The 20,016-nt window shown below is 60.9% G+C and carries 25 protein-coding genes and 1 tRNA gene; 11 read left to right on the plus strand and 15 right to left on the minus strand.

Annotated features, from left to right (window positions below):
• The first annotated feature begins 231 nt into the window (after positions 1 to 231).
• The 10 genes from SCL_RS10960 to SCL_RS11005 all read left to right on the plus strand — a co-directional run bounded on the left by SCL_RS10960 (position 232) and on the right by SCL_RS11005 (position 9,828).
• Positions 232 to 1,683 (plus strand): beta-barrel assembly-enhancing protease, encoded by a 1,452-nt coding sequence (locus SCL_RS10960; RefSeq protein ID WP_172426031.1) that lies wholly within the window; start codon positions 232 to 234, stop codon positions 1,681 to 1,683.
• Positions 1,684 to 1,984: 301 nt separating this feature from the next.
• Entirely contained in the window at positions 1,985 to 2,398 is a 414-nt protein-coding gene (gene soxX / locus SCL_RS14400) for a sulfur oxidation c-type cytochrome SoxX (RefSeq protein ID WP_197702614.1), read from the plus strand.
• Entirely contained in the window at positions 2,395 to 2,943 is a 549-nt protein-coding gene (gene soxY, locus SCL_RS10970) for a thiosulfate oxidation carrier protein SoxY (protein ID WP_096361250.1), read from the plus strand. Before soxX ends, soxY begins: the two co-directional genes overlap by 4 nt.
• A gap of 39 nt (positions 2,944 to 2,982) precedes the next feature.
• The gene (gene soxZ, locus SCL_RS10975; RefSeq protein ID WP_096361251.1) at positions 2,983 to 3,303 is read left to right on the plus strand and encodes a thiosulfate oxidation carrier complex protein SoxZ; all 321 of its coding nucleotides are present in this window, start codon (positions 2,983 to 2,985) and stop codon (positions 3,301 to 3,303) included.
• Positions 3,304 to 3,354: 51 nt separating this feature from the next.
• Positions 3,355 to 4,224, plus strand: coding sequence for a sulfur oxidation c-type cytochrome SoxA (gene soxA / locus SCL_RS10980; RefSeq protein WP_096361252.1), 870 nt, complete (start codon positions 3,355 to 3,357; stop codon positions 4,222 to 4,224).
• Positions 4,225 to 4,381: 157 nt separating this feature from the next.
• A complete protein-coding gene (soxB, locus tag SCL_RS10985; protein WP_096361253.1) occupies positions 4,382 to 6,118 on the plus strand; it encodes a thiosulfohydrolase SoxB in 1,737 nt (578 codons plus the stop codon).
• Positions 6,119 to 6,306: 188 nt separating this feature from the next.
• Complete coding sequence (locus SCL_RS10990; protein ID WP_096361254.1) at positions 6,307 to 7,203, plus strand: phosphoribulokinase; 897 nt, start codon at positions 6,307 to 6,309, stop codon at positions 7,201 to 7,203.
• 68 nt (positions 7,204 to 7,271) lie between these two features.
• A complete protein-coding gene (locus SCL_RS10995; protein ID WP_096361255.1) occupies positions 7,272 to 8,555 on the plus strand; it encodes an HD-GYP domain-containing protein in 1,284 nt (427 codons plus the stop codon).
• 154 nt (positions 8,556 to 8,709) lie between these two features.
• On the plus strand, positions 8,710 to 9,336 hold the full coding sequence (locus SCL_RS11000) for a Rieske 2Fe-2S domain-containing protein (protein ID WP_096361256.1): 627 nt from the start codon (positions 8,710 to 8,712) through the stop codon (positions 9,334 to 9,336).
• A gap of 27 nt (positions 9,337 to 9,363) precedes the next feature.
• Complete coding sequence (locus tag SCL_RS11005; RefSeq protein ID WP_096361257.1) at positions 9,364 to 9,828, plus strand: hypothetical protein; 465 nt, start codon at positions 9,364 to 9,366, stop codon at positions 9,826 to 9,828.
• Here the strand turns inward: SCL_RS11005 and thpR are convergent.
• The 3 genes from thpR to SCL_RS11020 all read right to left on the minus strand — a co-directional run bounded on the left by thpR (position 9,809) and on the right by SCL_RS11020 (position 11,766).
• Positions 9,809 to 10,372: an RNA 2',3'-cyclic phosphodiesterase gene (thpR, locus tag SCL_RS11010; RefSeq protein WP_197702615.1), complete on the minus strand. Its 564-nt coding sequence runs from the start codon at positions 10,370 to 10,372 to the stop codon at positions 9,809 to 9,811. The genes SCL_RS11005 and thpR overlap by 20 nt on opposite strands.
• Before the next feature lie 82 nt (positions 10,373 to 10,454).
• Positions 10,455 to 10,530: transfer RNA gene (locus SCL_RS11015), tRNA-Lys, on the minus strand.
• Positions 10,531 to 10,626: 96 nt separating this feature from the next.
• Complete coding sequence (locus SCL_RS11020) at positions 10,627 to 11,766, minus strand: YeeE/YedE family protein (RefSeq protein ID WP_096361258.1); 1,140 nt, start codon at positions 11,764 to 11,766, stop codon at positions 10,627 to 10,629.
• Between the two features lie 243 nt (positions 11,767 to 12,009).
• On the opposite strand from SCL_RS11020, the gene SCL_RS11025 reads away from it, so the two are divergent.
• Positions 12,010 to 12,243, plus strand: coding sequence for a sulfurtransferase TusA family protein (locus SCL_RS11025; protein WP_096361259.1), 234 nt, complete (start codon positions 12,010 to 12,012; stop codon positions 12,241 to 12,243).
• Positions 12,244 to 12,295: 52 nt separating this feature from the next.
• On the opposite strand, the gene tusB is transcribed toward SCL_RS11025, so the two are convergent.
• The 12 genes from tusB to ybgC all read right to left on the minus strand — a co-directional run bounded on the left by tusB (position 12,296) and on the right by ybgC (position 19,913).
• Entirely contained in the window at positions 12,296 to 12,589 is a 294-nt protein-coding gene (tusB, locus tag SCL_RS11030) for a sulfurtransferase complex subunit TusB (protein WP_096361260.1), read from the minus strand.
• Positions 12,590 to 12,598: 9 nt separating this feature from the next.
• The gene (locus SCL_RS11035; RefSeq protein ID WP_096361261.1) at positions 12,599 to 13,000 is read right to left on the minus strand and encodes a DsrE family protein; all 402 of its coding nucleotides are present in this window, start codon (positions 12,998 to 13,000) and stop codon (positions 12,599 to 12,601) included.
• Positions 13,001 to 13,015: 15 nt separating this feature from the next.
• Positions 13,016 to 13,372 carry a sulfurtransferase complex subunit TusD gene (gene tusD, locus SCL_RS11040; RefSeq protein ID WP_096361262.1) on the minus strand — a complete coding sequence of 119 codons (357 nt, stop codon included), beginning with the start codon at positions 13,370 to 13,372 and terminating at the stop codon, positions 13,016 to 13,018.
• A 105-nt stretch (positions 13,373 to 13,477) separates the two neighbouring features.
• Complete coding sequence (queC, locus tag SCL_RS11045; protein WP_096361263.1) at positions 13,478 to 14,167, minus strand: 7-cyano-7-deazaguanine synthase QueC; 690 nt, start codon at positions 14,165 to 14,167, stop codon at positions 13,478 to 13,480.
• Complete coding sequence (queE, locus tag SCL_RS11050; protein ID WP_096361264.1) at positions 14,151 to 14,843, minus strand: 7-carboxy-7-deazaguanine synthase QueE; 693 nt, start codon at positions 14,841 to 14,843, stop codon at positions 14,151 to 14,153. The genes queC and queE overlap by 17 nt, the downstream gene beginning before the upstream one ends.
• A gap of 115 nt (positions 14,844 to 14,958) precedes the next feature.
• Positions 14,959 to 15,735, minus strand: coding sequence for a tol-pal system protein YbgF (gene ybgF, locus SCL_RS11055; protein WP_172426032.1), 777 nt, complete (start codon positions 15,733 to 15,735; stop codon positions 14,959 to 14,961).
• 15 nt (positions 15,736 to 15,750) lie between these two features.
• Positions 15,751 to 16,269, minus strand: coding sequence for a peptidoglycan-associated lipoprotein Pal (gene pal / locus SCL_RS11060; RefSeq protein ID WP_096361266.1), 519 nt, complete (start codon positions 16,267 to 16,269; stop codon positions 15,751 to 15,753).
• Positions 16,270 to 16,272: 3 nt separating this feature from the next.
• Positions 16,273 to 17,589: a Tol-Pal system beta propeller repeat protein TolB gene (gene tolB / locus SCL_RS11065; protein WP_096361267.1), complete on the minus strand. Its 1,317-nt coding sequence runs from the start codon at positions 17,587 to 17,589 to the stop codon at positions 16,273 to 16,275.
• A gap of 4 nt (positions 17,590 to 17,593) precedes the next feature.
• Positions 17,594 to 18,367 carry a cell envelope integrity protein TolA gene (gene tolA, locus SCL_RS11070; RefSeq protein WP_172426033.1) on the minus strand — a complete coding sequence of 258 codons (774 nt, stop codon included), beginning with the start codon at positions 18,365 to 18,367 and terminating at the stop codon, positions 17,594 to 17,596.
• 27 nt (positions 18,368 to 18,394) lie between these two features.
• Complete coding sequence (tolR, locus tag SCL_RS11075; protein WP_231969813.1) at positions 18,395 to 18,805, minus strand: protein TolR; 411 nt, start codon at positions 18,803 to 18,805, stop codon at positions 18,395 to 18,397.
• A 2-nt stretch (positions 18,806 to 18,807) separates the two neighbouring features.
• The gene (gene tolQ / locus SCL_RS11080; RefSeq protein ID WP_096361269.1) at positions 18,808 to 19,503 is read right to left on the minus strand and encodes a protein TolQ; all 696 of its coding nucleotides are present in this window, start codon (positions 19,501 to 19,503) and stop codon (positions 18,808 to 18,810) included.
• The gene (gene ybgC / locus SCL_RS11085) at positions 19,494 to 19,913 is read right to left on the minus strand and encodes a tol-pal system-associated acyl-CoA thioesterase (protein WP_096361270.1); all 420 of its coding nucleotides are present in this window, start codon (positions 19,911 to 19,913) and stop codon (positions 19,494 to 19,496) included. Before ybgC ends, tolQ begins: the two co-directional genes overlap by 10 nt.
• Positions 19,914 to 20,016: the final 103 nt, after the last annotated feature.

A 20,016-nucleotide genomic window follows, 5' to 3' on the forward strand; every position in this document is an offset into this window, starting at 1 on the left:
AAAAACAGCTGGTTAGACACCATCCAGTCTGGAATCATCATGAATTACGAGGCAACCTGAAATCCGGTCCGGCAAACCTGAATGCCTGCCAGCTGTCCAGGCTCCATCTTCGGCTCACACGACGCGCTGCCCGGCGCCTGTTTCAGGGAATATTAACCGGCAACGCTGCATCCGACATATCGCGGATGACATGAATCGAAGATTTTTCATAACCGCCATACAATGAAAATCATGTTTCATCCCCTTTGCCGTACCCTGCTGGCGGCCAGCCTGCTGTTCCCTTCGGCCCAAGTTCCGGTCCAGGCCGGCAACACCGTCCTTCCCGACCTGGGCGACGAATCCATGGCGGTGATATCGCCGGCGCAGGAACGCAAGCTGGGAGAAAATCTCATGCGTCAGTCGCGCCGCTCGCTGGCCTTCATGAACGATCCGGAGATCAGCGAATACATCCAGTCGCTGGGCCAGCGACTGGTGTCGCACAGCGACAATCCGCAACAGGACTTCCGGTTTTTCGTTATCGACAATCCGACCATCAACGCCTTCGCCGTGCCCGGCGGCTTCATCGGCGTGCACACCGGCCTGATCCTGGCCACCCAGAACGAGGCTGAACTCGCCTCGGTGCTGGCGCATGAAACCGCGCATATCACGCAACGACATATCCCGCGGCTGATCGCGGAATCGCAACGCACGACCCTGCCGGCCCTGGCAGGCATCATCGCCGGCATCCTGCTGGCCAGCGCCGGACATCAAGGCGGCGAAGCAGCGATCGCACTGACCAGCGCCACCGTCGCCCAGAAGGAAATCAATTACACGCGCAGCTTCGAAGAGGAAGCCGATCGCATCGGCATGCAGATCCTCGCGAACTCTGGCTTCGACCCGAACGCCATGCCGGCATTTTTTGAACAGATGCAAAACCTTAACCGCTTGAACGATACCAGCCTGCCGGAATTTCTGCGCACGCACCCGGTGACTACCAGCCGCATCGCCGACTCGCGCAACCGCGCCGAACAATTCCGCGTGCGCCAGACACCTGACAGCAGCGATTTTCAGCATGTGCGCGCAAAAATCCGTGCCCTGGCCGCCGGCAATCCGGATGAAATCGCGCGCGGGTTCAGGGAAAACCTGGCGCAGGGAAAATATCTCAACGCGGACGCCGAACGCTACGGCTATGCCGTGGCCCTGCTGCGCACACGCCAGCTCGCGACCGCGCGCACGGAGATCGGCAAGCTCGTGGCCCGGCAGCCGGGCCGGATCTCCTACCGCATACTCCAGGCAGAGACCGAGATGGCGGCCGGAAATTTTAAACAGGCGCTGGCCGTTTACGCCGATGCCTACGCCAAAACCCCCGGAGACGCACCACTTGCCAATTACTACGCCAGTGCGCTGCTCAAGACCGGGAAATACCGTCAGGCCAGGGATCTGCTCAAAACCGCCCTGCAACGGCGGCCGGAAGATCCGGAGTTGTACCGGATGCTGGCACAGGCCGCCGGCGACATCGGAACCAAATTCGAGGCCCACAAGGCCATGGCCGAGCACTACTATCTGAGCGGGAATCCCCATGCCGCGATCGAGCAACTGCAGCTGGCAGCCCGATTCGCGGGGGACAGTTTTTATCTGCAATCCGGCATCGAGGCCAGGATAGCCGCCATCAAGGAAGAAATTGCTCTCTACCAGACTAAATAAAAATAAGGAATACTTTTCGGTGACGACGCGTCTAAAACTACCGGTTTCACATCACTCGTAATTCTGCGTGCCTGGCAAGCGGGGCTACATTAACAGATGCTTATTTAGCTTGAATGATGGCTACCGGAATCATAAGAAAGGGGCTTGTCATTCCCGGAGAGAAAGGTATCCTGATTTGCCCTGTCACGGGGAATGGTCAGAAATTTTCCGATAACTTTGCCCGAGATATCTGTTCCTTGCCATCGAATCAATTCGCATCAACCAACAACGCATCGTTCAACAGACAACAGCAGGAGGAGCAATGCAGAAAATTACCCACATCGTATTAACCGGCACCGCCACGGTGTTGCTGGGGCTGGGCACGTTGCTGGCCGCGCCGGCGGTGCTGGCGGCGGGCAAGGCGCCGGATTCCAAGGTGTGCAACGACAAGGACAACCCGCCCAAGGATGCCGTGACACAGGGTGGATGCATCGTGCTCAACCGCACCAAGGGCAATTGCATGGGTTGCCACGAAATCGCCGGAACCTCCTCCGGCAACATCGCCACCAAAATGGAAAATGTGGCGAAGCGCTGGCCCGACAAGGCCAAGCTGCGCGAGCAGATTTACGATGCCTCCAAGGCCAATCCCAATACCGTCATGCCGCCATTCGGTCGTCACAATATCCTGACGCCCGACGAAATCGACAAGGTCGTGGAATTCGTTCTGACGTTATGACGTCCATCTTGCGCGCCCAGGCGACACATTTCTGCCTGGCTAATGAAATCATTCAAATACCGGAGGACCCCGTGACTCACCTTCCCCGCCGTCTGTTCCTCAAGAACACCCTCGCCACCGCCGTACTGGTCGGTGTCGGCAGCGCCGGCCTGTTCCGCCCCGGCTGGGCCCTCGCCGCCGAATGGCCCAAGGACGCCTTCGCCGCCAAGCAGCTCGACGAAGCCATCCGCGCCGTCTTCGGCCCCGGGGCCCCAAGCCCCTCAACCGCCGTCAAGCTGCGGGTCCCGACCCAGGCCGAAAACAGCGCCCAGGTCCAGATCCAGGTCCTGGCCGAGATGCCCAACGTCGAGGCCATCGCCGTGTTCGTCGAAAAGAACCCCTCCCCCCTGGTGGCCCACGCCAGCTTCAGTGGCGCCGAAGGCTACTTCTCGGCCCGCATGAAGATGGGCCAGACCTCGGACGTGGTCGCCGTGGTCAAGGCCGGTGGCAAGCTCTACAGCGCCAAGCAGAACGTGAAGGTGACGGTGGGTGGGTGCGGGGGTTGACCCCGGAAACGGTAAACGAATATTGCTGAGGAAAAACACATGGCAGACATACAGACGAAAATCCGTACCAAAACCCAGGGCGACATGACCGACGTCCTGGTGCTGATTGATCACCCGATGGAAACCGGACAGCGTCCGGATCCCAAGGACAAGGACAAGAAAGTCCCGGCACACTACATCCAGAAGCTGAACTTCTCCCTGAACGGCAAGGAAATCGCTTCCACCGATCTTGGCCCGGCGGTGTCGAAAGACCCGCTGATCGGGATCAAGCTCAAGGGCGTCAAGCCCGGTGACAAGATCAAGGTCACCTGGAGCGACAACCAGGGGCAAAGCGGCAACGGCGAAGCCACCGCCGGCTGAACGAGGAGCGTCGCTTTATCGTCCGTGAATTCACCAAAAGGAGAACCCGCGATGAAAAAAATATTACTGATTCTGGCAGCCTTGGGTGTTGCCGCCGGAACCCTGTCGGCGGCCATGGCCGATCCGGCTTCCGACCTCAAGCAGTTCCAGGCCTTTTTCAAAAAGAAATTCCCCACGGTCCCGTTCGATCAGTACTCCAACGGCCTCTATGTCCTGCCAGGGATGGATGAATACCGCGAACAATGGACGCTGATCAACGAGTTCCCGCCCTACGAACTCGGGCTGTCCCTGGGCAAGAAGATGTGGGACACGCCGTTCAAGAACGGCAAGACCTACGCCAGTTGCTTCAAGAACGGCGGCAAAAACATTGCCCAAGGCTATCCCTACTGGGACGAAGCCACACAAAAGGTCCGCACCGCAGAAATGGATCTGATGGACTGTGCGCGCAGTAATGGTGAAAATTTCTCCTTCCTCAGCGCCGACCTCAGCAAGGATCAGGGGCCGCGGGTGCAGCTGGCTCAATTAACGGCCTACTTCTACTCGCTTTCGCAGGGGCAGCGCATCAAGATCGACCTTTCCAGCCCCGGCGCCGTGAAAGCCTACGAAGACGGCAAGAAGTTCTGGTGGCAACGCCGCGGGCAGCTCAATTTCGCCTGCTCCAATTGCCACATGGATCTGGCCGGCAAGAACTTCGGCGGCAACCAGCCGCTCAGCGCCGCGCTTGGCCACACCACCGCGTGGCCGGCCCAGCGTCTGGAATGGGGCCGCCTGGAAACCATTCACCAGCGCTATGCCACCTGCAATTCACAGGTGCGCGCCAAGCCCTTCAAGCACGGCAGCGAGATCTACAACCATCTTCAGCTGTACGAAACCTACATGAGCAGCGGCCTGCCCCTGACGGCGCCGGCCATGCGCAACTAGGAAAATCCGGATGTACGGAAACCCGGCGCGCTGTAACGCCGGGTTTTCTTTTCCGGCTGCCGGGGAATACGAGTTTGCTGCCGGACGTCTTAACAGAGTGCAGTCATCAAATGACGCAACCCCTGAAGTAAAACCTCTCCGATAAAAGCGTGATCCTATGAGCCTATCCCGACGCGAATTTCTGCAAATGCTTGCCATGGGGGCCGCCGCCGGCCTCGTTCTCGAAGGCGGTTTGAACGGCCGCAAGGCATTCGCCGGCGACAAAAAACCGGCCGATCTTTATGACGTGGCTCCGTTCGGAAATGTCACGCTGCTGCACATGACCGATTCCCACGCGCAGCTCATACCTACCTATTACCGCGAACCCAATATCAACATCGGTGTCGGCGCCGCGCGCGGGAAACCGCCGCACCTGGTCGGTGAGGCCCTGCTCAAACATTTCAATATCAAGCCGGGTTCGATCGAGGCACATGCCTTTACCTTCCTCGATTTCGAACAGGCCGCGCGCCGCTACGGCAAGGTCGGCGGTTACGCGCATCTTGCGACACTGGTGAAAAAACTGCGAGCCAGCCGTCCGGGCCGCACGCTGTTCCTTGACGGCGGTGACACCTGGCAGGGATCGGCCACGGCGCTGTGGACCAAGGGACAGGACATGGTGGACGCGCAGAAGCTGCTCGGCGTCGATATCATGACCGCGCACTGGGAATTCACCTACGGCGCCGAGCGCGTCAAGGAGATTGTCGAGAAAGACCTGAAAGGCCAGATCGAATTTCTGGCGCAAAATGTCAATGACGCCACCTGGGGCGAACTGATTTTCAAGCCTTATGTGATCCGCGAAATCAACAAGGTGCCGGTGGCGATCATCGGCCAGGCCTTCCCGTACACGCCGATCGCCAATCCGCGGTACATGATCCCGGACTGGAGCTTCGGCATCAACGACGACCACATGCAGAAAATGGTGGATGAGGTGCGCGCCAAAGGCGCGCAGGTGGTTGCGGTGCTGTCGCATAACGGCATGGACGTGGACCTCAAGATGGCCAGCCGCGTGCGCGGCATCGACGTCATTCTCGGCGGGCATACGCATGACGCCGTGCCGGCCCCGTCGCTGGTGAAAAACGCCGGCGGCCAGACGCTGGTCATCAACTCCGGCTCCAACAGCAAATATCTGGCGGTGCTCGATCTCGACGTCAGGAACGGCAAGGTGGCGGACTATCGCTTCAAAATGCTGCCGGTGTTCGCCAACCTGCTTCCGCCTGACAAGGAAATGACCGCCTACATCGAGAAAGTACGCGCGCCCTATGCCAGCAAGCTCGGTGAGAAACTCGCGGTGACGGAAGGACTGCTCTACCGGCGCGGGAATTTCAACGGTACCTTCGATCAACTGATCATCGATGCATTGCTGGCGGTGCAGGGTGCGGACATCGCCTTCTCACCCGGCTTCCGCTGGGGCACCACCCTGCTCCCGGGCGACGCCATCACCATGGAGCATCTCATGGACCAGACGGCGATTACCTATGCCACCGCCACCGTCAATCACCTCACCGGCGAGCAGATCAAGATCATCCTCGAGGACATCGCCGACAACCTGTACCACACCGATCCCTACTACCAGCAGGGCGGCGACATGGTGCGCGTCGGCGGCCTGCAATATACGCTCGACATCAACCAGACTCACGGCAAGCGCATCCAGAACCCGACCGTCAAGGGCAAACCGCTGGATGCCGGCAGGAAATACAAGGTCGCCGGCTGGGCCAGCGTCCAGCCGATCGAGCCCGGCAAACCGGTGTGGGATGTCGTTGCCGAATATCTGCGCGCGGCAAAAACCGTCCGCGTCGGCCAACCCTATATCCCCCGGCTCAAAGGTGCTTCCGGCAACCCCGGATACGCTGTCTGAGGCCTGCCGCCATCGCGCCGACAGCGCGGCGAGCGGTATCCGCGATTGTCCCGGCTAATTACTCGTAAATGAAGGCGGTCACCGCGGCGTACTGCCCGATACCCGTTACAGACGGGCCGGGTCAATAGCAAAAACGTTAATCCCTGAGGTAGAATGTCCCGCTTTTAGCAGCCTGAAGGAACTCAGCGATGTCCAAGAAGCACCCGATCATCTCCATCACCGGCTCGAGCGGCGCCGGTACCTCCACCGTCAAGGTTGCTTTCGAGCATATTTTCCGGCGCTCGCAGATCAACCCGGCGATCGTGGAGGGCGACAGCTTCCACCGTTATAACCGCGCCGAAATGCGGCAAGCGATGATCAAGGCCGAGGCCGAGGGCAATCGCAACTTCAGCCATTTCGGTCCCGAGGCCAACATTTTCGAGGAGCTGGAAAAACAGTTCAAGACCTACGGCGAGACCGGTACCGGCAAGAAACGCTACTACCTGCACAACGACGATGAAGCCGCTGTGCATAACAAGCGGCTTGGCACGTCGCTCAAGGGCGGCGAGTTCACGCCGTGGGAAGACATCCCCCCCGGCACCGATCTCCTGTTCTACGAAGGCCTGCACGGCGGCGTGGTGGACGCCAAGGCCGGCGTCGACGTCGCCAAGTGGGTGGATCTGCTGGTCGGCGTGGTGCCGATCGTCAATCTCGAATGGATCCAGAAAATTCAGCGCGACACCGCCGAACGCGGTTATTCCGCCGAGGCCGTGGTGGACACCATTCTGCGCCGCATGTACGACTACGTGCATTACATCACGCCGCAATTCTCGCGCTCGCACATCGACTTTCAGCGCGTGCCGGTGGTGGACACCTCCAATCCCTTCATCGCGCGCGACATCCCCACCGCAGACGAGAGCCTGGTCGTGATCCGTTTCCGCGACCCCAAGAACGTCGATTTCCCCTACTTTCTGAGCATGATCAACGGCTCGTTCATGTCCCGCCCCAACACCATCGTCGTGCCCGGCGGCAAGATGGGCTTCGCCATGGAAATCATCCTCACGCCGATAATTCACAAACTGCTTGAAAACAAAAAGAAAGCTTAAGCCGTTCGCGCCTTCCCGACAGTGAAATTCGCGCCGTTTTGGCGCGAAACTTGCTGTATCTTTATGATATGAAAAAGAAGATTGCCGTACAGGATCTTCAGCGCGGCATGTATGTCTCCGAGCTGGTGGGCCGCCATTGGCGCGAAACGCCGTTCCTGTTCCAGGGCTTCGAGATCCAGTCGGACGAACAGATCGAGGAAATCGGTCGCTATTGCCGGCACGTCTATATCGACACCGAACAGGGAATCGACGTGTCGTCGAGGCCCCGTCCGACCGCCAGCACATCGCCGATCCTGATTGTGCCTCCGGAGAAAAAAGAACCCATCATAAAATTTGAAAAGGTGATCGAACGGTTTGCGCCGGGTCACCGGCGCCCGCCGCGCTACCAGGACGTCACCACGCTCGAGGAGGAGATCGGCCACGCCCGGGAAATCGTCACCGAAACCCGCGAGGCCGTGTACGACATCATGACCGACGTGCGCCTCGGCCGCTCAATCAACACCACCGCCGCCAAGAAGGTCGTGGCCGACATGGTGGACAGCGTCATCCGCAATCCGGACGCGCTCATGTGCCTCAACCAGCTCAAGGACAAGGACGAGTACACCGCGCTGCACAGCCTGCGGGTCTGCGTGCTGGCACTGGCCTTTGGCCGGCACCTGGATCTCACGGACGAAGAACTGAATCTTCTCGGTATCGGCGCGCTGCTGCACGATATCGGCAAGATGAAAGTTCCGAATGACATCATCAACAAGCCGGGCAAGCTCACCGACGAGGAATTTTCCCTCATGAAGAGTCACGTCCCGCAGGGCGTCGGCATCCTCGAACAGACGCACGGCATCTCTTCCGTCTCCATCGATGTCGCGCGTTACCATCATGAACGTTACGCCGGCGGGGGCTACGCCAACGGATCCAAGGGCGATCAGATCGGACTCTTTGGATCCATCGGGGGCATCGTGGATTGCTACGACGCCATCACCTCGGATCGTTCTTACCATGCCGGGCTGTCAGCGCACGATGCGCTCACGAAAATGTACTCCTGGCGCGGCCGGGATTTCCAGCCGCTGCTGGTAGAGCAGTTCATCCAGTGCATGGGTATCTACCCCATCGGCAGCGTCGTCGAGCTCAACAATGGCAGTATCGGGGTGGTCGTCTCCATCAACCGCACGCGCCGCCTCAGACCCAAGGTGGCGATGGTACTCAATTCCGACAAAACGCCCTTCACACCGGCCAAGGTTATCGATCTCATGCACGAGGGATCCGAAGGCGCCCACCGGGGACTGGAGATCCGCAAGGTGCTGCCGCCGGGCGAGCACGGCGTGATTCCCACCAAATACATTCCCCTCGGCGCCTGATCGCCACGGGCGCGCCCGGGGCGCGCCCGCATGTGTAAAGATTTATTGTCCCTTGCGATACGACTGGCGCCCTGCGGGCGTGCTGCGCATAATACCCGCCGGCGCAGGGCGTTTGCCCTTTCGTTTTATACGGTAAATCACAGGAGAGTTCCGGATGAGTGACGCGTTGAATTATCTGGTCGGCGCCCGGCCCGAAGCGATGAAGGCCTATCTCAAGTTCCTGAAGGAAACGGGCAAATCGCTCGACCCCAAGACCCGCATGCTGATCACCGTCATCACCAAGATCGCGGTCCAGACCGAAGGCGGGCTCCGCCAGTATCTGCCGCGCGCGCTCGACGCCGGGGCCACGCCCAACGAGATCCTCGACGCCATTCTGCACGCCTTTCCCGCGCTCGGGCTGGCCAAGATCGTGTGGGCCGTCGATATCCTGCTCGACATGGATATCCCGGAGTTCCGCGCCGAGAATTTGGGCAAGGAAAAGCGCTGGCACGATGTCAAACCGGCAGACCAGATTCCGGAAGGCAAGATCACCTACTGCGACAGCGACGGGCGCAGCCTGTTCGTCTACCGCGTCAATGGCGAGTTCAGCGTCTACGACAGCCGCTGTCCGCATCAGGTCACCAATATTCCGCATCTGGCGCTGGAGGGTTTCCGGCTCACCTGCCCCAAGCATCATTGGGCCTTCGACATCAAAACCGGGGAGTGCGTGGAAAAGGGTAATCGGCCGCTGAAACGGTTCGAGTCCAAGGTGGAGAATGGCCGCTTGTTCGCACGCTGGTAAACCGCGATTCGGGTGGATGAACACGACATGACGGGATACTTCACCCCCGCGGAGATCGTCGCGCAGCTGCGGGACGACCGGCCGCGCGGGAAATGCCGGCACGAGGACAAACGCGCCGGGCTGACGACGCAGATACAGCAGGACATCGCGCGCCTGATCTGCACCGCGAGCGACACCAATTATTTCAGTTACCTCATCACCAAGCGCGGCGAACTGGCGCTGGTCATCGGCGTGCGCGGCGATCCGCAAAACCGCACCGTCACCCTCGAGCTCATCCGGCATCGCCGGCGCATCGCCTATTTTTCCTACAGCGATCCGGTACTGAGCATACAGGACCTGCGCCAGCGCAAAAGCATGACCGAACGCACGGGAGCCAATGCGCTCAGGATTCTCTCCGACGAAGGCTCGCTTACCCATCTGATCGCCATGCGCGCCCTGCTCTACGAGAAACTGCCCGCCAAGGGGCGAGCACTCACGCTGCTGGCGAATTGAGCGGCCAGGAACGCAGAATTTCGTAGCGCGCGCCGCCGGCATGTGTATGTGATCGCACCAGATGGAACCGGTTTATCTCCCACGCGCGGGGTTCCATGGAAGCAACGGCGTTATGCAGATGCGTCTTGCGTGCGAGCGTCAGGTGCGCCGCGTAGGGACGCTTCTCCGCATCATAGCCGCAAGCGACAAGCCCGGCATTCAGCTCCTGCACCAGCTGTATCAATAGCGATGGGGTCTGATTCGGACCCGCCCACAGGATGCCGGGCTTTGGCCAATAACCCATCTGTTCAAGCATCAGCGTGAAAGATGTGGCGCGAATCGCGGTGGCCGCCTGCTCGGCACATTCCCGGAACGACGCGTTAACCGAACCCAGGAAGGCCAGCGTCAGATGAATATTCTCCGGCGCCACGCGTCGGCCGGCGCCGCCGCGCAAAGCATTGCCGGCGAGCCGGTGAAGTTCGCGGCTCAATTCGGCCGGCGGCCACAGCGCAAAGAACAGTCGCTGTGTCGGCGTTGCTGGCAACGGTGTGGTGACAGGAGTCATCGGTAATCTGCGTAAACCCGGCGGAGCTTATACAGAAATAGTGACTCAGCGAAGTCACGACGACAACACGATCAAGGGAATATGGTGGGCCGTGGCAGATTCGAACTGCCGACCAACTGGTTAAAAGCCAGCTGCTCTACCGACTGAGCTAACGGCCCGCGCGGGAAGGGAAAAAACAGGAGGCGGCATTATCCAGAGGCGGCATCGACCTGTCAAACCAAACTGCGCGGGCAGTGACTGCCGGGTGTGGCGTGTTACGGGCCGGGAGCGGGCAGCAGCTTCATGTCCGCCAGTGACAGTCTCAGCGAGCGCCAGAACGGCTGCTCGTCAAGCATGTGGCCCTGCACCTTCATGGTCAGCGCCGCGCCGAAGATGATCGTGAACAGCGTGATCACCGAGCCGAACGCCAGCGTGGACATGCCGGTGACGCCCTGGCCGATGGTGCAACCGAGCGCGATGACGCCGCCAAAACCCATCAGCACGCCGCCGATGACGTGATTTACCATATCCTCGCGCGAGCTGAAGGTTTCGATGCGGAAAGTGCCCGACACCAAGGCATACAGAAACGAACCGGTGATGATGCCGAATACGGCGGCGATGCCGAAGTTGATGGTGGAGCCTGTATAGGTCATCAGGTAATTCAGGTTCTCCGCCACCGGCGCGACGAAGGTGTAGGACTCCAGCCGCACCGGCTCGAATTCGTCAAAGCCGAGTTTGCCGGTGATGTACCAGCCGGCGACGACGAGCAGGCCGATGCTGGTCCCGGCAAAAAGATTCTTGTAGCTGGCGAGGAATTCCCTGCTCGCCAGCGCATAGAGGGTGAAGCCGAGGCCGACGACGGCCGCCACCACCCAGCGTACCGCCTGCATGTCGGTCGCGCCGGCCAGTGATTGAATCAGTGTCGCGATGCCCTGATCCGGCACGTTGCGCGCGGCCAGGTCCAGGTTCGTGACCTCGATGGCGTTGATGCGCACCGGCGCAATCAGTCCGCGCAAGGTCATGTAAGCGGTGATGGCCATCAACAGCATCACCACCAGCGATTTCAGGTTACCGCCACCGAACCGCACCAGGGTGCGCTGCCCGCAGCCGCCGCCCAGGGTCATGCCGACGCCGAAGAGAAACCCGCCGAGGGCGTGACCGAGCCAGCCGAAATTGGCCGTGAGATAAATGGACTGGCCGAGGTCGACCACTCCCCATGCCTGCATCAGCTGCGTGCCGATGATGGCGACGCCGATGGCGAGAAACCACGCCCGCAGACGGTTCTTGTCGTCCATGTTCACCCAGTCGCTGACCGCGCCCATGGTGCAGAAATTGGTCTTGTTGGCGATGGCGCCGAACACCACGGCCGCCAGAAAACCCCACAGCGCCACGTTCTGAACATTACTCAGTTCCATAGATACCCCCGGTTATCGCCTTTAATGCAGAAAAAACCGACCATCAGAGACGTTACCGCCCGCCGCTTTATTCCTGGCCGTTCATGCCGGGGATTATTTTGCGTCGCTTTGACGTCTAGTGCCATACCACCTGTCTGTCCGGACTGATCTGGCATGACATTTTGGCACAGCCGGTAATGCTTTCCCCGGAAAACACGGGCGAGTAGAATCATTTTTTTCAGTCATTTTTCATGAGGTACGAAGATGCCGACGTTTGATAAAGAACTGGACACCTCGGGACTCAACTGCCCCATGCCCGTTATGAAAACCAAGAAAATGCTGCAATCACTGGAGGCAGGACAGGTGCTGCATCTGCTGGCCACGGATGTTGGCACCAAGAGCGATATTCCCGCCCTGGTGAACAAAACCGGCGATCAGATCGTCGAGACCAGCGAAGAAGGCGGCAAGTTTCACTTCTATATCAGGAAGGCTTCCTGAAATAAAAAAACCGGGCCCGCGCCCGGTTGCGGTGTGCGCTTTGGCCGCACAACTACAGCCAGGCGTGCACCGGGTGCTGTTCCACCAGATCGACAAAATCGCCGTAGCTCGCGACGCGGACCTCCTTGACGAGATTCGCCAGGCCGCGCGCCTTCAGATCGGCGTCGATGGCATAAACCGTGTGCCGTTTCACGGCCTGCTCGATCAGGGACGATTTCGCCGTTCCCGCGGATGCCGCGTACACGCCGTCTTCCAGCAACAGGATGACATCGCCCGGCTGCGCCACGCGCAGGCAATTTTCCAGCGAGCTGTTCTGGAATGGCGACTTGTTGACGGTATGGAGCATGGGAATTTCCTAGAATGACACGATGCTGTGCTGCGCCGCCATCATCGCAGCGATCTCGGCGCTGTCCAGGACCCGGGGCCGGATCGGCGCGTCGGTCTCTTCGTCCCTGCCGATCGTGATGATCGCATCCTCGGAAATATTCCGGTCCTTGAGCGACTGCCGATCGACGTAAACTTTCGTCACCTCCCAGTCCACCAGGGCGCCGAGCGAGGCCATGAAGCCCTTGATACCGAGTCCCTTCGTGTCCTGGCCCGGGTGCAGGGCCAGCACGCCGTCATCCAGGAACACCACCGACAGTTCCATGTCGTAGGTCGCGAAGATGAACATGACCTCGATGGATTCCTGCACGTAGATGCTGCCGTGCGGCGCCTTGCGCACCGTCACCATGACCTTTTTTCCCGTCGCCGCCATCAGATCCGCCCTGTATCAGTCGCCAAAAGTGACCAGCCGGTCGGCTTCGTCGATCAGGCTCGCCAGCTGGCCCAGACCCGAGATGCGGATATTCGGCACCAGCACCTCGTTGGTGATGCCGCGGCGCTTGGCCGCGGCGACGCAGACGATCATGTCGATGCCGGTCGCGCCCAGTTCCGACCAGCGTTTGGAGATATGCCGGTCGTCCTGCGGCGGATCCATGAGCCGGGTGGCGTTGTACACGCCGTCGTCGTAGAAAAAGATGCCGCGGATGGTATGGCCCTTGGCGAGGGCGGCCTGGATGAAGTTGTACGCGCTGTCAGAGGCTTCGTGATTGTAGGGGCCTTCCAGAACCAGAACCGATAATTTCATGCCCGCTCCGAAATACGTGAACCGCGTTCAGTACCGCCCGGGACAACTCCTCGAAAGGATAATCGAATATTGCCAATATCGAAGCGGAATGCCAAGCCCGCGACATCAACGGTAACGGGTGGGATCGGCGATGCCGGCCTCGGCAAACCCCTGCGCGCGCAGGCGGCAGGCGTCGCAATGGCCGCAGGCGAGCCCCGCGGCGTCCGGGTCGTAGCACGACAGCGTGAGCGCGTAATCAACGCCCAGGCGCGCGCCGCTGCGAATGATTTCATGTTTATGCATTTTCATGAGCGGTGCATGTACATGAAAACCTTTTCCCTCCACCCCGGCCTTGGTGGCCAGATTCGCCAGGCTCTCGAAGGCGCGGATGAATTCCGGCCGGCAGTCAGGATAGCCGGAATAATCCACGGCATTGGCGCCGATATAAATGTCGCGCGCGTCCAGCACCTCGGCCCAGCCGAGCGCAATGGAAAGAAATATGGTGTTACGCGCCGGAACATAGGTGACGGGAATTCCCGGCGTGGACTCCTGCGGCACGGCGATGCGGGTGTCGGTCAGCGCCGAACCGCCCATCCAGCCGATGTCGAGTCTGACTACGCGGTGATCGGCGGCGCCCAGCTGCCGGGCCACGCGGCGCGCCGCGTCGAGCTCCACGCGGTGGCGCTGCCCGTAATCGAAGGTGAGCGCATGGCAGCGCGCGCCTGCGTCCCGGGCCAGGGCCAGCACCGTCGCGGAATCGAGGCCGCCGGAAACCAGCACCACCGCCTTTTTGCCGGCATCAGTGTCCGCGGGCATCGTTCCAGAGCAGTTTGTGCAGCTGTATCTGCATCCGTACCGGCAAATGATCCTGCAGGATCCACTCAGCCAGCTCGGTCGGGTTCAGCTGCCCATGGCAGGGCGAGAACAGCACTTCGCAGCGCTGGTCGAGCTGGTATTCGGCCAGCTTGGCGCGGCTCCATTCGTAATCCGCGCGATCGCAAATAACGAACTTTACCTGGTCCTTGCGGGCGAGATGCGGCATGTTGGCGTAGAGATTGCGCCGCTCCTCTCCGGAGCCGGGCGTCTTGAGGTCCATGACGATGCTCACGCGCGGGTCGATGCCGGCGATGTCGAGCGCGCCGCCGGTCTCGAGCGACACCTCGTAACCGCGCTGGCACAGCGCCGTCAGCAATTCGCGGCACGGGCGTTGCGCCAGCGGCTCACCGCCGGTGACCGTCACGTAGCGTGGCGCGTGCTCCGCCACGCGTTGCATTATCTCACCGAGCTCCATCCACTGCCCGCCATAAAAGGCGTATTCCGTGTCGCAGTAGGTGCAGCGCAGCGGGCAGCCGGTCAGGCGGATGAATACCGTGGGGTAACCCACAGTGCGCGCCTCGCCCTGCAACGAATAAAAGATTTCCGTCACGCGCAGCCGGTCAAGGCCGTGAGCCGTGGATCGTGAGTCGTGAGCGTCAGCGACGGGACGAGGCATCGCCAGAAAAACCGTGCGAGAAAAGCACAAAAGGGATACGCCGGCCGGGTATGGACATGCCGGGAATTTTACCAGAACTTGCCTTTACGATTTTCGACTGACGGTACGAACTGTCTCAGCGTCCTTCTTTTTTCATCTTCGCCAGACGCTGCTCGGCCGATTTGGCGGCAGGCTGGCCGGGATAACGCGCCATCACCTGATTGAGATTTTCCCGTGCCCGCGCCCATTCACCGAGCTCATAATGGCAGTAACCGATCTTGAGCATGGCATCCGGCGCCTTCGGGTTCCCGGGTTGATCGCTCATCAACCGGGTGAACTCCGCCAGCGCCTTGCGAAAATCACGCTTCACGTAATAGGCCTCGCCGAGCCAGTAGCGGGCATTGTCACGCAGAGTGCTTTGCGGGTAGTTCGCGAGGAAGTCACGAAACCCCTTGGCGGCACGGTCGTATTGCCCCTGTTTCATCAGGCTGAATGCCGTGTCGTAGTCCTTCTGCTCCTGGACCGTGATCACGGGAGCGGCGGGGGCGGGCCCGGCGGAGGCCGCCGCAGCGCCCGCGGGAGCGCGGCGCTCCAGCTCGCTGACCCGCCGGTCGATATCGGCCAGCAAATCGCGCTGTCGCGCCTTCAGGCGCTCGATCTCGTTGGTTTGGACCTCGAGCTGGCCCCGCAGGCTGCGCAGCTCCGTTTGCAGCGACTCCAGCTGTTGCAGGAGGTCGGCCAGGACTTCGCGCGATGGCGTGGAGGAGGCTGCCGGCGCACCCCCCACCCCCATTTCCACCACCGGCGGCAGGTTGCGTCCGCCGGACGACGCATCTGCCGCCCACGCCGGCGTGAACAGGCCGGCGGCCAGTACCCCCGCCATCCATACCGCGAAGCGCCGGGGATGCCGCATGGTCATATGCCCGATTTAATAGCCGATCTCGGCGCGGCGATTCTGACGCCAGCAGGACTCATCATGTTCCTGGCACAGCGGCTTTTCCTCGCCGTAAGAAACGGTCTTGATGCGGCTGCCGGCGACGCCGAGAACCTTCATCATGCGCTCGACGGCCTGCGCACGCCGCTCGCCCAGCGCCAGGTTGTACTCGCGCGTGCCACGTTCGTCACAATTGCCTTCGAGCGTCACCTTGAGCTGCGGATTGGACACGAGGTGGGATGAATGGGCCTCGATAATGGCGCGCGCCTCGTCATCGATGGTGCTGCTGTCGAAGGCGAAATGCACGCGCTTCTGCGCCAGCAGTTCGGCGCGTCTCTGCCGTTCACGATCGGACAGGGCCGAACCCGATGCCGCTCCGCTGTCAGCAGGCGCCGTCTGCGCCGGCGCGGCGCCTGATCCGTCGCCCGCGGGCTTGACGGCCTCGTCACTGGCGCAGCCGGCGAGGGCGAGAGCGATGAACAGCGATGCAACGAGATATTTCCTGTTTTTCATGTTTCACTCCTTATATTGCAGTTCACGGTTGTAAGGCGACCAGGCGGGCTCACGCACATCACCCTCCTCTAATTTGAAAAGCTGACGCACACGACCGTCAGCGGAGACCGAAGCCAGCACGCCGCGGCCACGCACCTCGGTGGCATATATAATCATACGCCCGTTGGGGGCGAAACTGGGCGATTCGTCGAGCGAAGTCTCGGTCAGAACCTGCGCTGTCCGATTGTCGAGTCGCAGCACCGCGACGCGGAACCCCCCCTGACTCCGGCTGATGAAGGTGATGGACTTTCCATCCGCGGCATAGGAAGCACGGGCATTGTAATCCCCTTCGAAGGTCAGGCGTTCCGCCGGCCCGCCGGACGCCGTCATGCGGTAGATCTGCGGCGTGCCGGCACGGTCAGAAGTGAACACGATATCGCGGCCATCCGGCGACCAGGCCGCCTCGGTGTCGATGGCCGGATCGCTGGTCAGTCGCCGGAGCGCGCGCGTATCGAGCTGCATCACATAAATCTCGGCATTACCGTCGCGTGACAGCGTCAGCGCCAGACTGCGGCCGTCGGGCGACCAGGCCGGCGCCCCGTTGATGCCGGTAAATTCGGCGATCATGGTGCGCCGGCCGTCGGTCATGTTCTGGATATACACCTTGGAACGCCTGTCTTCGAACGACACATAGGCCAGGCGCTTGCTGTCGGGCGACCAGGCCGGCGACATCAGTGATTCGGGGGAGCGTACCACCGTCTGCGGATTGAAGCCGTCCGAGTCCGCCACTTGCAGCTTGTAGACCGGCTTCACCCCCGCGGGCGCCTCGCGCGTCACGTAGGCGATGCGGGTATTGAAGGCGCCGGGTTCGCCTGTGATTTTCTCGTAGATGATGTCGCTGATCTGGTGCGCCACCGAACGCAGCATCCCGGCCCCGACGGTATAGCGAAAGCCGGCGATTTGGGTTCCCTTGAAGACATCATAAAGTCTGAACTGAACCAGAAATTTTCCCGGCGCCGCCTGACGCACGCTGCCGATCACCAGGGCCTCGGCCTTGAGGATGCGCCAGTCCTTGAACACCACGTCCTTGTCCTCGTGCGGCAGCGAAATGAAATCCTTGCGCGGCAGCACGGCAAAGCGGCCGCTGCGCGCCAGATCCGCCTCGATCACGTCGGAAACATTCTGCGCCGGCGCGGCCTGGCCCTCCCAGCTGAACGGCACGATCGCGATGGGCGTGCCGATTTCCACGCCGCGCGTGATTTCGATGGTCAGCACCGCCTGGGCGCCGATAGACCATAGCAGTAATCCCAGCGTCACAATCCATTTGGCGGCAAATCGCATTACGTCAGGCCTCCTTGTCGGGATCAAACACAAACCGGATTTCCCGGAAATTATCGAACAAGGCCGGGTCCTCGGGCAACGGCAGGGGCGCCGCCTTGTACACGGCATTTTCCACCGAACGGTCGAATATCGCGTTGCCGCTGGAGCGCTCCACTTTGGCCGACAGCACCTCGCCGCTCGGCGTGAGTTTCACCAGTACCTCGCACTTCAGGCCCTTGGTAGTACCCGGCCGGTTCCAGTTGCGGCTGACCTGCCGTTCGATCAGGTAGCGATACTTCTGTATCTCCGTGCCGGCGCGCGCCGCGCTCGCCGCCGCCAGCTGTGCCTTTTCTTCCGCGGCCAGCGACTCCTTCAATGTCTGCTCGGCCGCCTTCTGGCGCCGCGCCTCCTCTTTCTTGTGCGCCTCTTCCTGCATGCGTTTCTGCCGTTCCTTTTCCTGCGCTTCCTGTTTCTTGCGCTCCGCCACCAGGCGCTGCTGCGCCAGTTTCTCTTGCTCTTCTTGCTGCTGCTGTTGCTGCTTCTGCTCGGCCTGACGACGCTTGTCCGCCTCGGCCTTCTGGCGCGCCGCTTCCTCTTCCTGCGCGCGCTTGTTCGTTTCCTCGGGTTTGCGCGTGGGCGGTTCCGGCACGGCCACGGCCTGTACCACCTCGCTGGAAGGCGACTGCACCGTCCAGCGGAAACCGATGACGGCAAGCCCGATCAGCACGGCATGCACCAGCACGGCATACACGATGGCCCGGAACCGTCCCGGATTATGGCGCAACCTCTTGGCTAACACGTTACCAATGGCTCCCGGAAAGGGCCTTCATCGCGGTGGCTCGGTTAACAGACCTACGCTCGGCGCACCGGCGGACTGCAGCAGGGTCATCGCCTTCACCACCTCGCCGTAATTCGCCTGCCGGTCGCCGCGAATCAATACCGGCGTCTTCGGCCGCAGGCGCAGAATCGCCGCCACTTTCCGGCGCAATTCCTCGGACGAGATGCGCCGGTCATCGAGAAAATATTTTCCCTCGCGATCCACCGTCACCACCAGCGTTTCCTGGTCCTGGGATTCCACCGGCTGCGCCGCTGCCCGCGGCAGCTCCACCTTGACGCCCTGCGACAGCAGCGGCGCGGTGATCATGAAGATCACCAGCAGCACCAGCATCACGTCGATATATGGCACGACGTTGATCTCGCTCATCAGTTTCTTGTGGCGCTTGCGGTAAGGCTCCACGTCTAGGCCCTCGCCGCGTACGCCTGGCGCTGGAGAATGCTGGCGAACTCCTGCATGAAAATCTCATAACGCGTCACCAGCCGCTCCACCTTGTTCGAGTAGCGGTTATAGGCAATCACCGCGGGAATGGCGGCGAACAGGCCGATGGCGGTGGCGATCAGCGCCTCGGCAATGCCGGGAGCGACATGCGCGATGGTGGCCTGCTGCACCATGCCGAGCGAACGGAAGGAATTCATGATGCCCCAGACGGTGCCGAACAGGCCGACATACGGGCTGGTCGAACCGACCGTGGCCAGGAACGAAAGATGCGTCTCCAGGTAGTCGATCTCGCGCGACAACGCCACGCGCATGGCGCGCTGCACGCCCTCGAGGATATCCATGGGCTCGATCCTGGACTCCTGGCTGAGACGTTTGTATTCGCGGAATCCCTCCACGAAGATGCTGGCCATGCCGGTGGCATTGGTTTCCTTTTTCGACTGCTCGATGAACATCTGGTTGATATTGGCGCCGGACCAGAATTTGGTTTCGAAGCGGTCGGCCACCTGGTTCGCGCTTTTCAGCGCGAACCACTTGCGGAAAATCATGGTCCAGGAAAGCACCGAGGCGGCCAGCAGCATCAGCATGACCAGCTGCACCGGCAGCGAGGCGTTCCGGACCAGGGACCACATGGCAATGCCTTCGTTCGCGGTTATGTCCATGCGGCGGTTCCTTTATCTATTTTTGATCCGATGCCTTCCGGAATCGGCTGCGGCGCGAACGTGGCGGCGTCGAGGCAGGCCACCTTCACCTCGCCCTCGCAGAGCGTGAGCCCGTCGCGCCGGATTTCCTGGGCAAAGGTAAGGCTGGCCTTGCCGCGCCGGCTGACCTGCGCCGTGACCTGCAGCATGTCGTTGAAACGCGCCGGCTTCAGAAATTCGATTTTGGCGGAACGCACGGCAAATATGACGCCATCCCGGCGCATAAGTTCGTCCTGCTCGAAGCCGAGTGCACGCAGCCACTCGGTGCGGGCCCGTTCCATGAATTTCAGGTAATTCGCGTAGTACACCACGGCTCCGGAATCCGTATCCTCGTAATAAACCCGTATGGGAATGGAAAAAACAGATTTCATATTATCCGTGAAACCGCAGATAAACGCAGATTAACGCGGATAAGAGTCAGTTCGTGCCTTTTTAATCTGCGTTCATCCGCGTTCATCTGCGGTTCCAAAATTA

The organism is Sulfuricaulis limicola (assembly GCF_002355735.1).
Classification (GTDB): Bacteria; Pseudomonadota; Gammaproteobacteria; order Acidiferrobacterales; family Sulfurifustaceae; genus Sulfuricaulis; species Sulfuricaulis limicola.

Coding starts and splice junctions, on each gene's coding strand:
- SCL_RS10960 (WP_172426031.1), top strand. CDS start 232: ATGTTTCATCCCCTTTGCCGTACCCTGCTGGCGGCCAGCCTGCTGTTC.
- soxX (WP_197702614.1), top strand. CDS start 1,985: ATGCAGAAAATTACCCACATCGTATTAACCGGCACCGCCACGGTGTTG.
- soxY (WP_096361250.1), top strand. CDS start 2,395: ATGACGTCCATCTTGCGCGCCCAGGCGACACATTTCTGCCTGGCTAAT.
- soxZ (WP_096361251.1), top strand. CDS start 2,983: ATGGCAGACATACAGACGAAAATCCGTACCAAAACCCAGGGCGACATG.
- soxA (WP_096361252.1), top strand. CDS start 3,355: ATGAAAAAAATATTACTGATTCTGGCAGCCTTGGGTGTTGCCGCCGGA.
- soxB (WP_096361253.1), top strand. CDS start 4,382: ATGAGCCTATCCCGACGCGAATTTCTGCAAATGCTTGCCATGGGGGCC.
- SCL_RS10990 (WP_096361254.1), top strand. CDS start 6,307: ATGTCCAAGAAGCACCCGATCATCTCCATCACCGGCTCGAGCGGCGCC.
- SCL_RS10995 (WP_096361255.1), top strand. CDS start 7,272: ATGAAAAAGAAGATTGCCGTACAGGATCTTCAGCGCGGCATGTATGTC.
- SCL_RS11000 (WP_096361256.1), top strand. CDS start 8,710: ATGAGTGACGCGTTGAATTATCTGGTCGGCGCCCGGCCCGAAGCGATG.
- SCL_RS11005 (WP_096361257.1), top strand. CDS start 9,364: ATGACGGGATACTTCACCCCCGCGGAGATCGTCGCGCAGCTGCGGGAC.
- thpR (WP_197702615.1), bottom strand. CDS start 10,372: ATGACTCCTGTCACCACACCGTTGCCAGCAACGCCGACACAGCGACTG.
- SCL_RS11020 (WP_096361258.1), bottom strand. CDS start 11,766: ATGGAACTGAGTAATGTTCAGAACGTGGCGCTGTGGGGTTTTCTGGCG.
- SCL_RS11025 (WP_096361259.1), top strand. CDS start 12,010: ATGCCGACGTTTGATAAAGAACTGGACACCTCGGGACTCAACTGCCCC.
- tusB (WP_096361260.1), bottom strand. CDS start 12,589: ATGCTCCATACCGTCAACAAGTCGCCATTCCAGAACAGCTCGCTGGAA.
- SCL_RS11035 (WP_096361261.1), bottom strand. CDS start 13,000: ATGGCGGCGACGGGAAAAAAGGTCATGGTGACGGTGCGCAAGGCGCCG.
- tusD (WP_096361262.1), bottom strand. CDS start 13,372: ATGAAATTATCGGTTCTGGTTCTGGAAGGCCCCTACAATCACGAAGCC.
- queC (WP_096361263.1), bottom strand. CDS start 14,167: ATGCCCGCGGACACTGATGCCGGCAAAAAGGCGGTGGTGCTGGTTTCC.
- queE (WP_096361264.1), bottom strand. CDS start 14,843: ATGCCTCGTCCCGTCGCTGACGCTCACGACTCACGATCCACGGCTCAC.
- ybgF (WP_172426032.1), bottom strand. CDS start 15,735: ATGCGGCATCCCCGGCGCTTCGCGGTATGGATGGCGGGGGTACTGGCC.
- pal (WP_096361266.1), bottom strand. CDS start 16,269: ATGAAAAACAGGAAATATCTCGTTGCATCGCTGTTCATCGCTCTCGCC.
- tolB (WP_096361267.1), bottom strand. CDS start 17,589: ATGCGATTTGCCGCCAAATGGATTGTGACGCTGGGATTACTGCTATGG.
- tolQ (WP_096361269.1), bottom strand. CDS start 19,503: ATGGACATAACCGCGAACGAAGGCATTGCCATGTGGTCCCTGGTCCGG.
- ybgC (WP_096361270.1), bottom strand. CDS start 19,913: ATGAAATCTGTTTTTTCCATTCCCATACGGGTTTATTACGAGGATACG.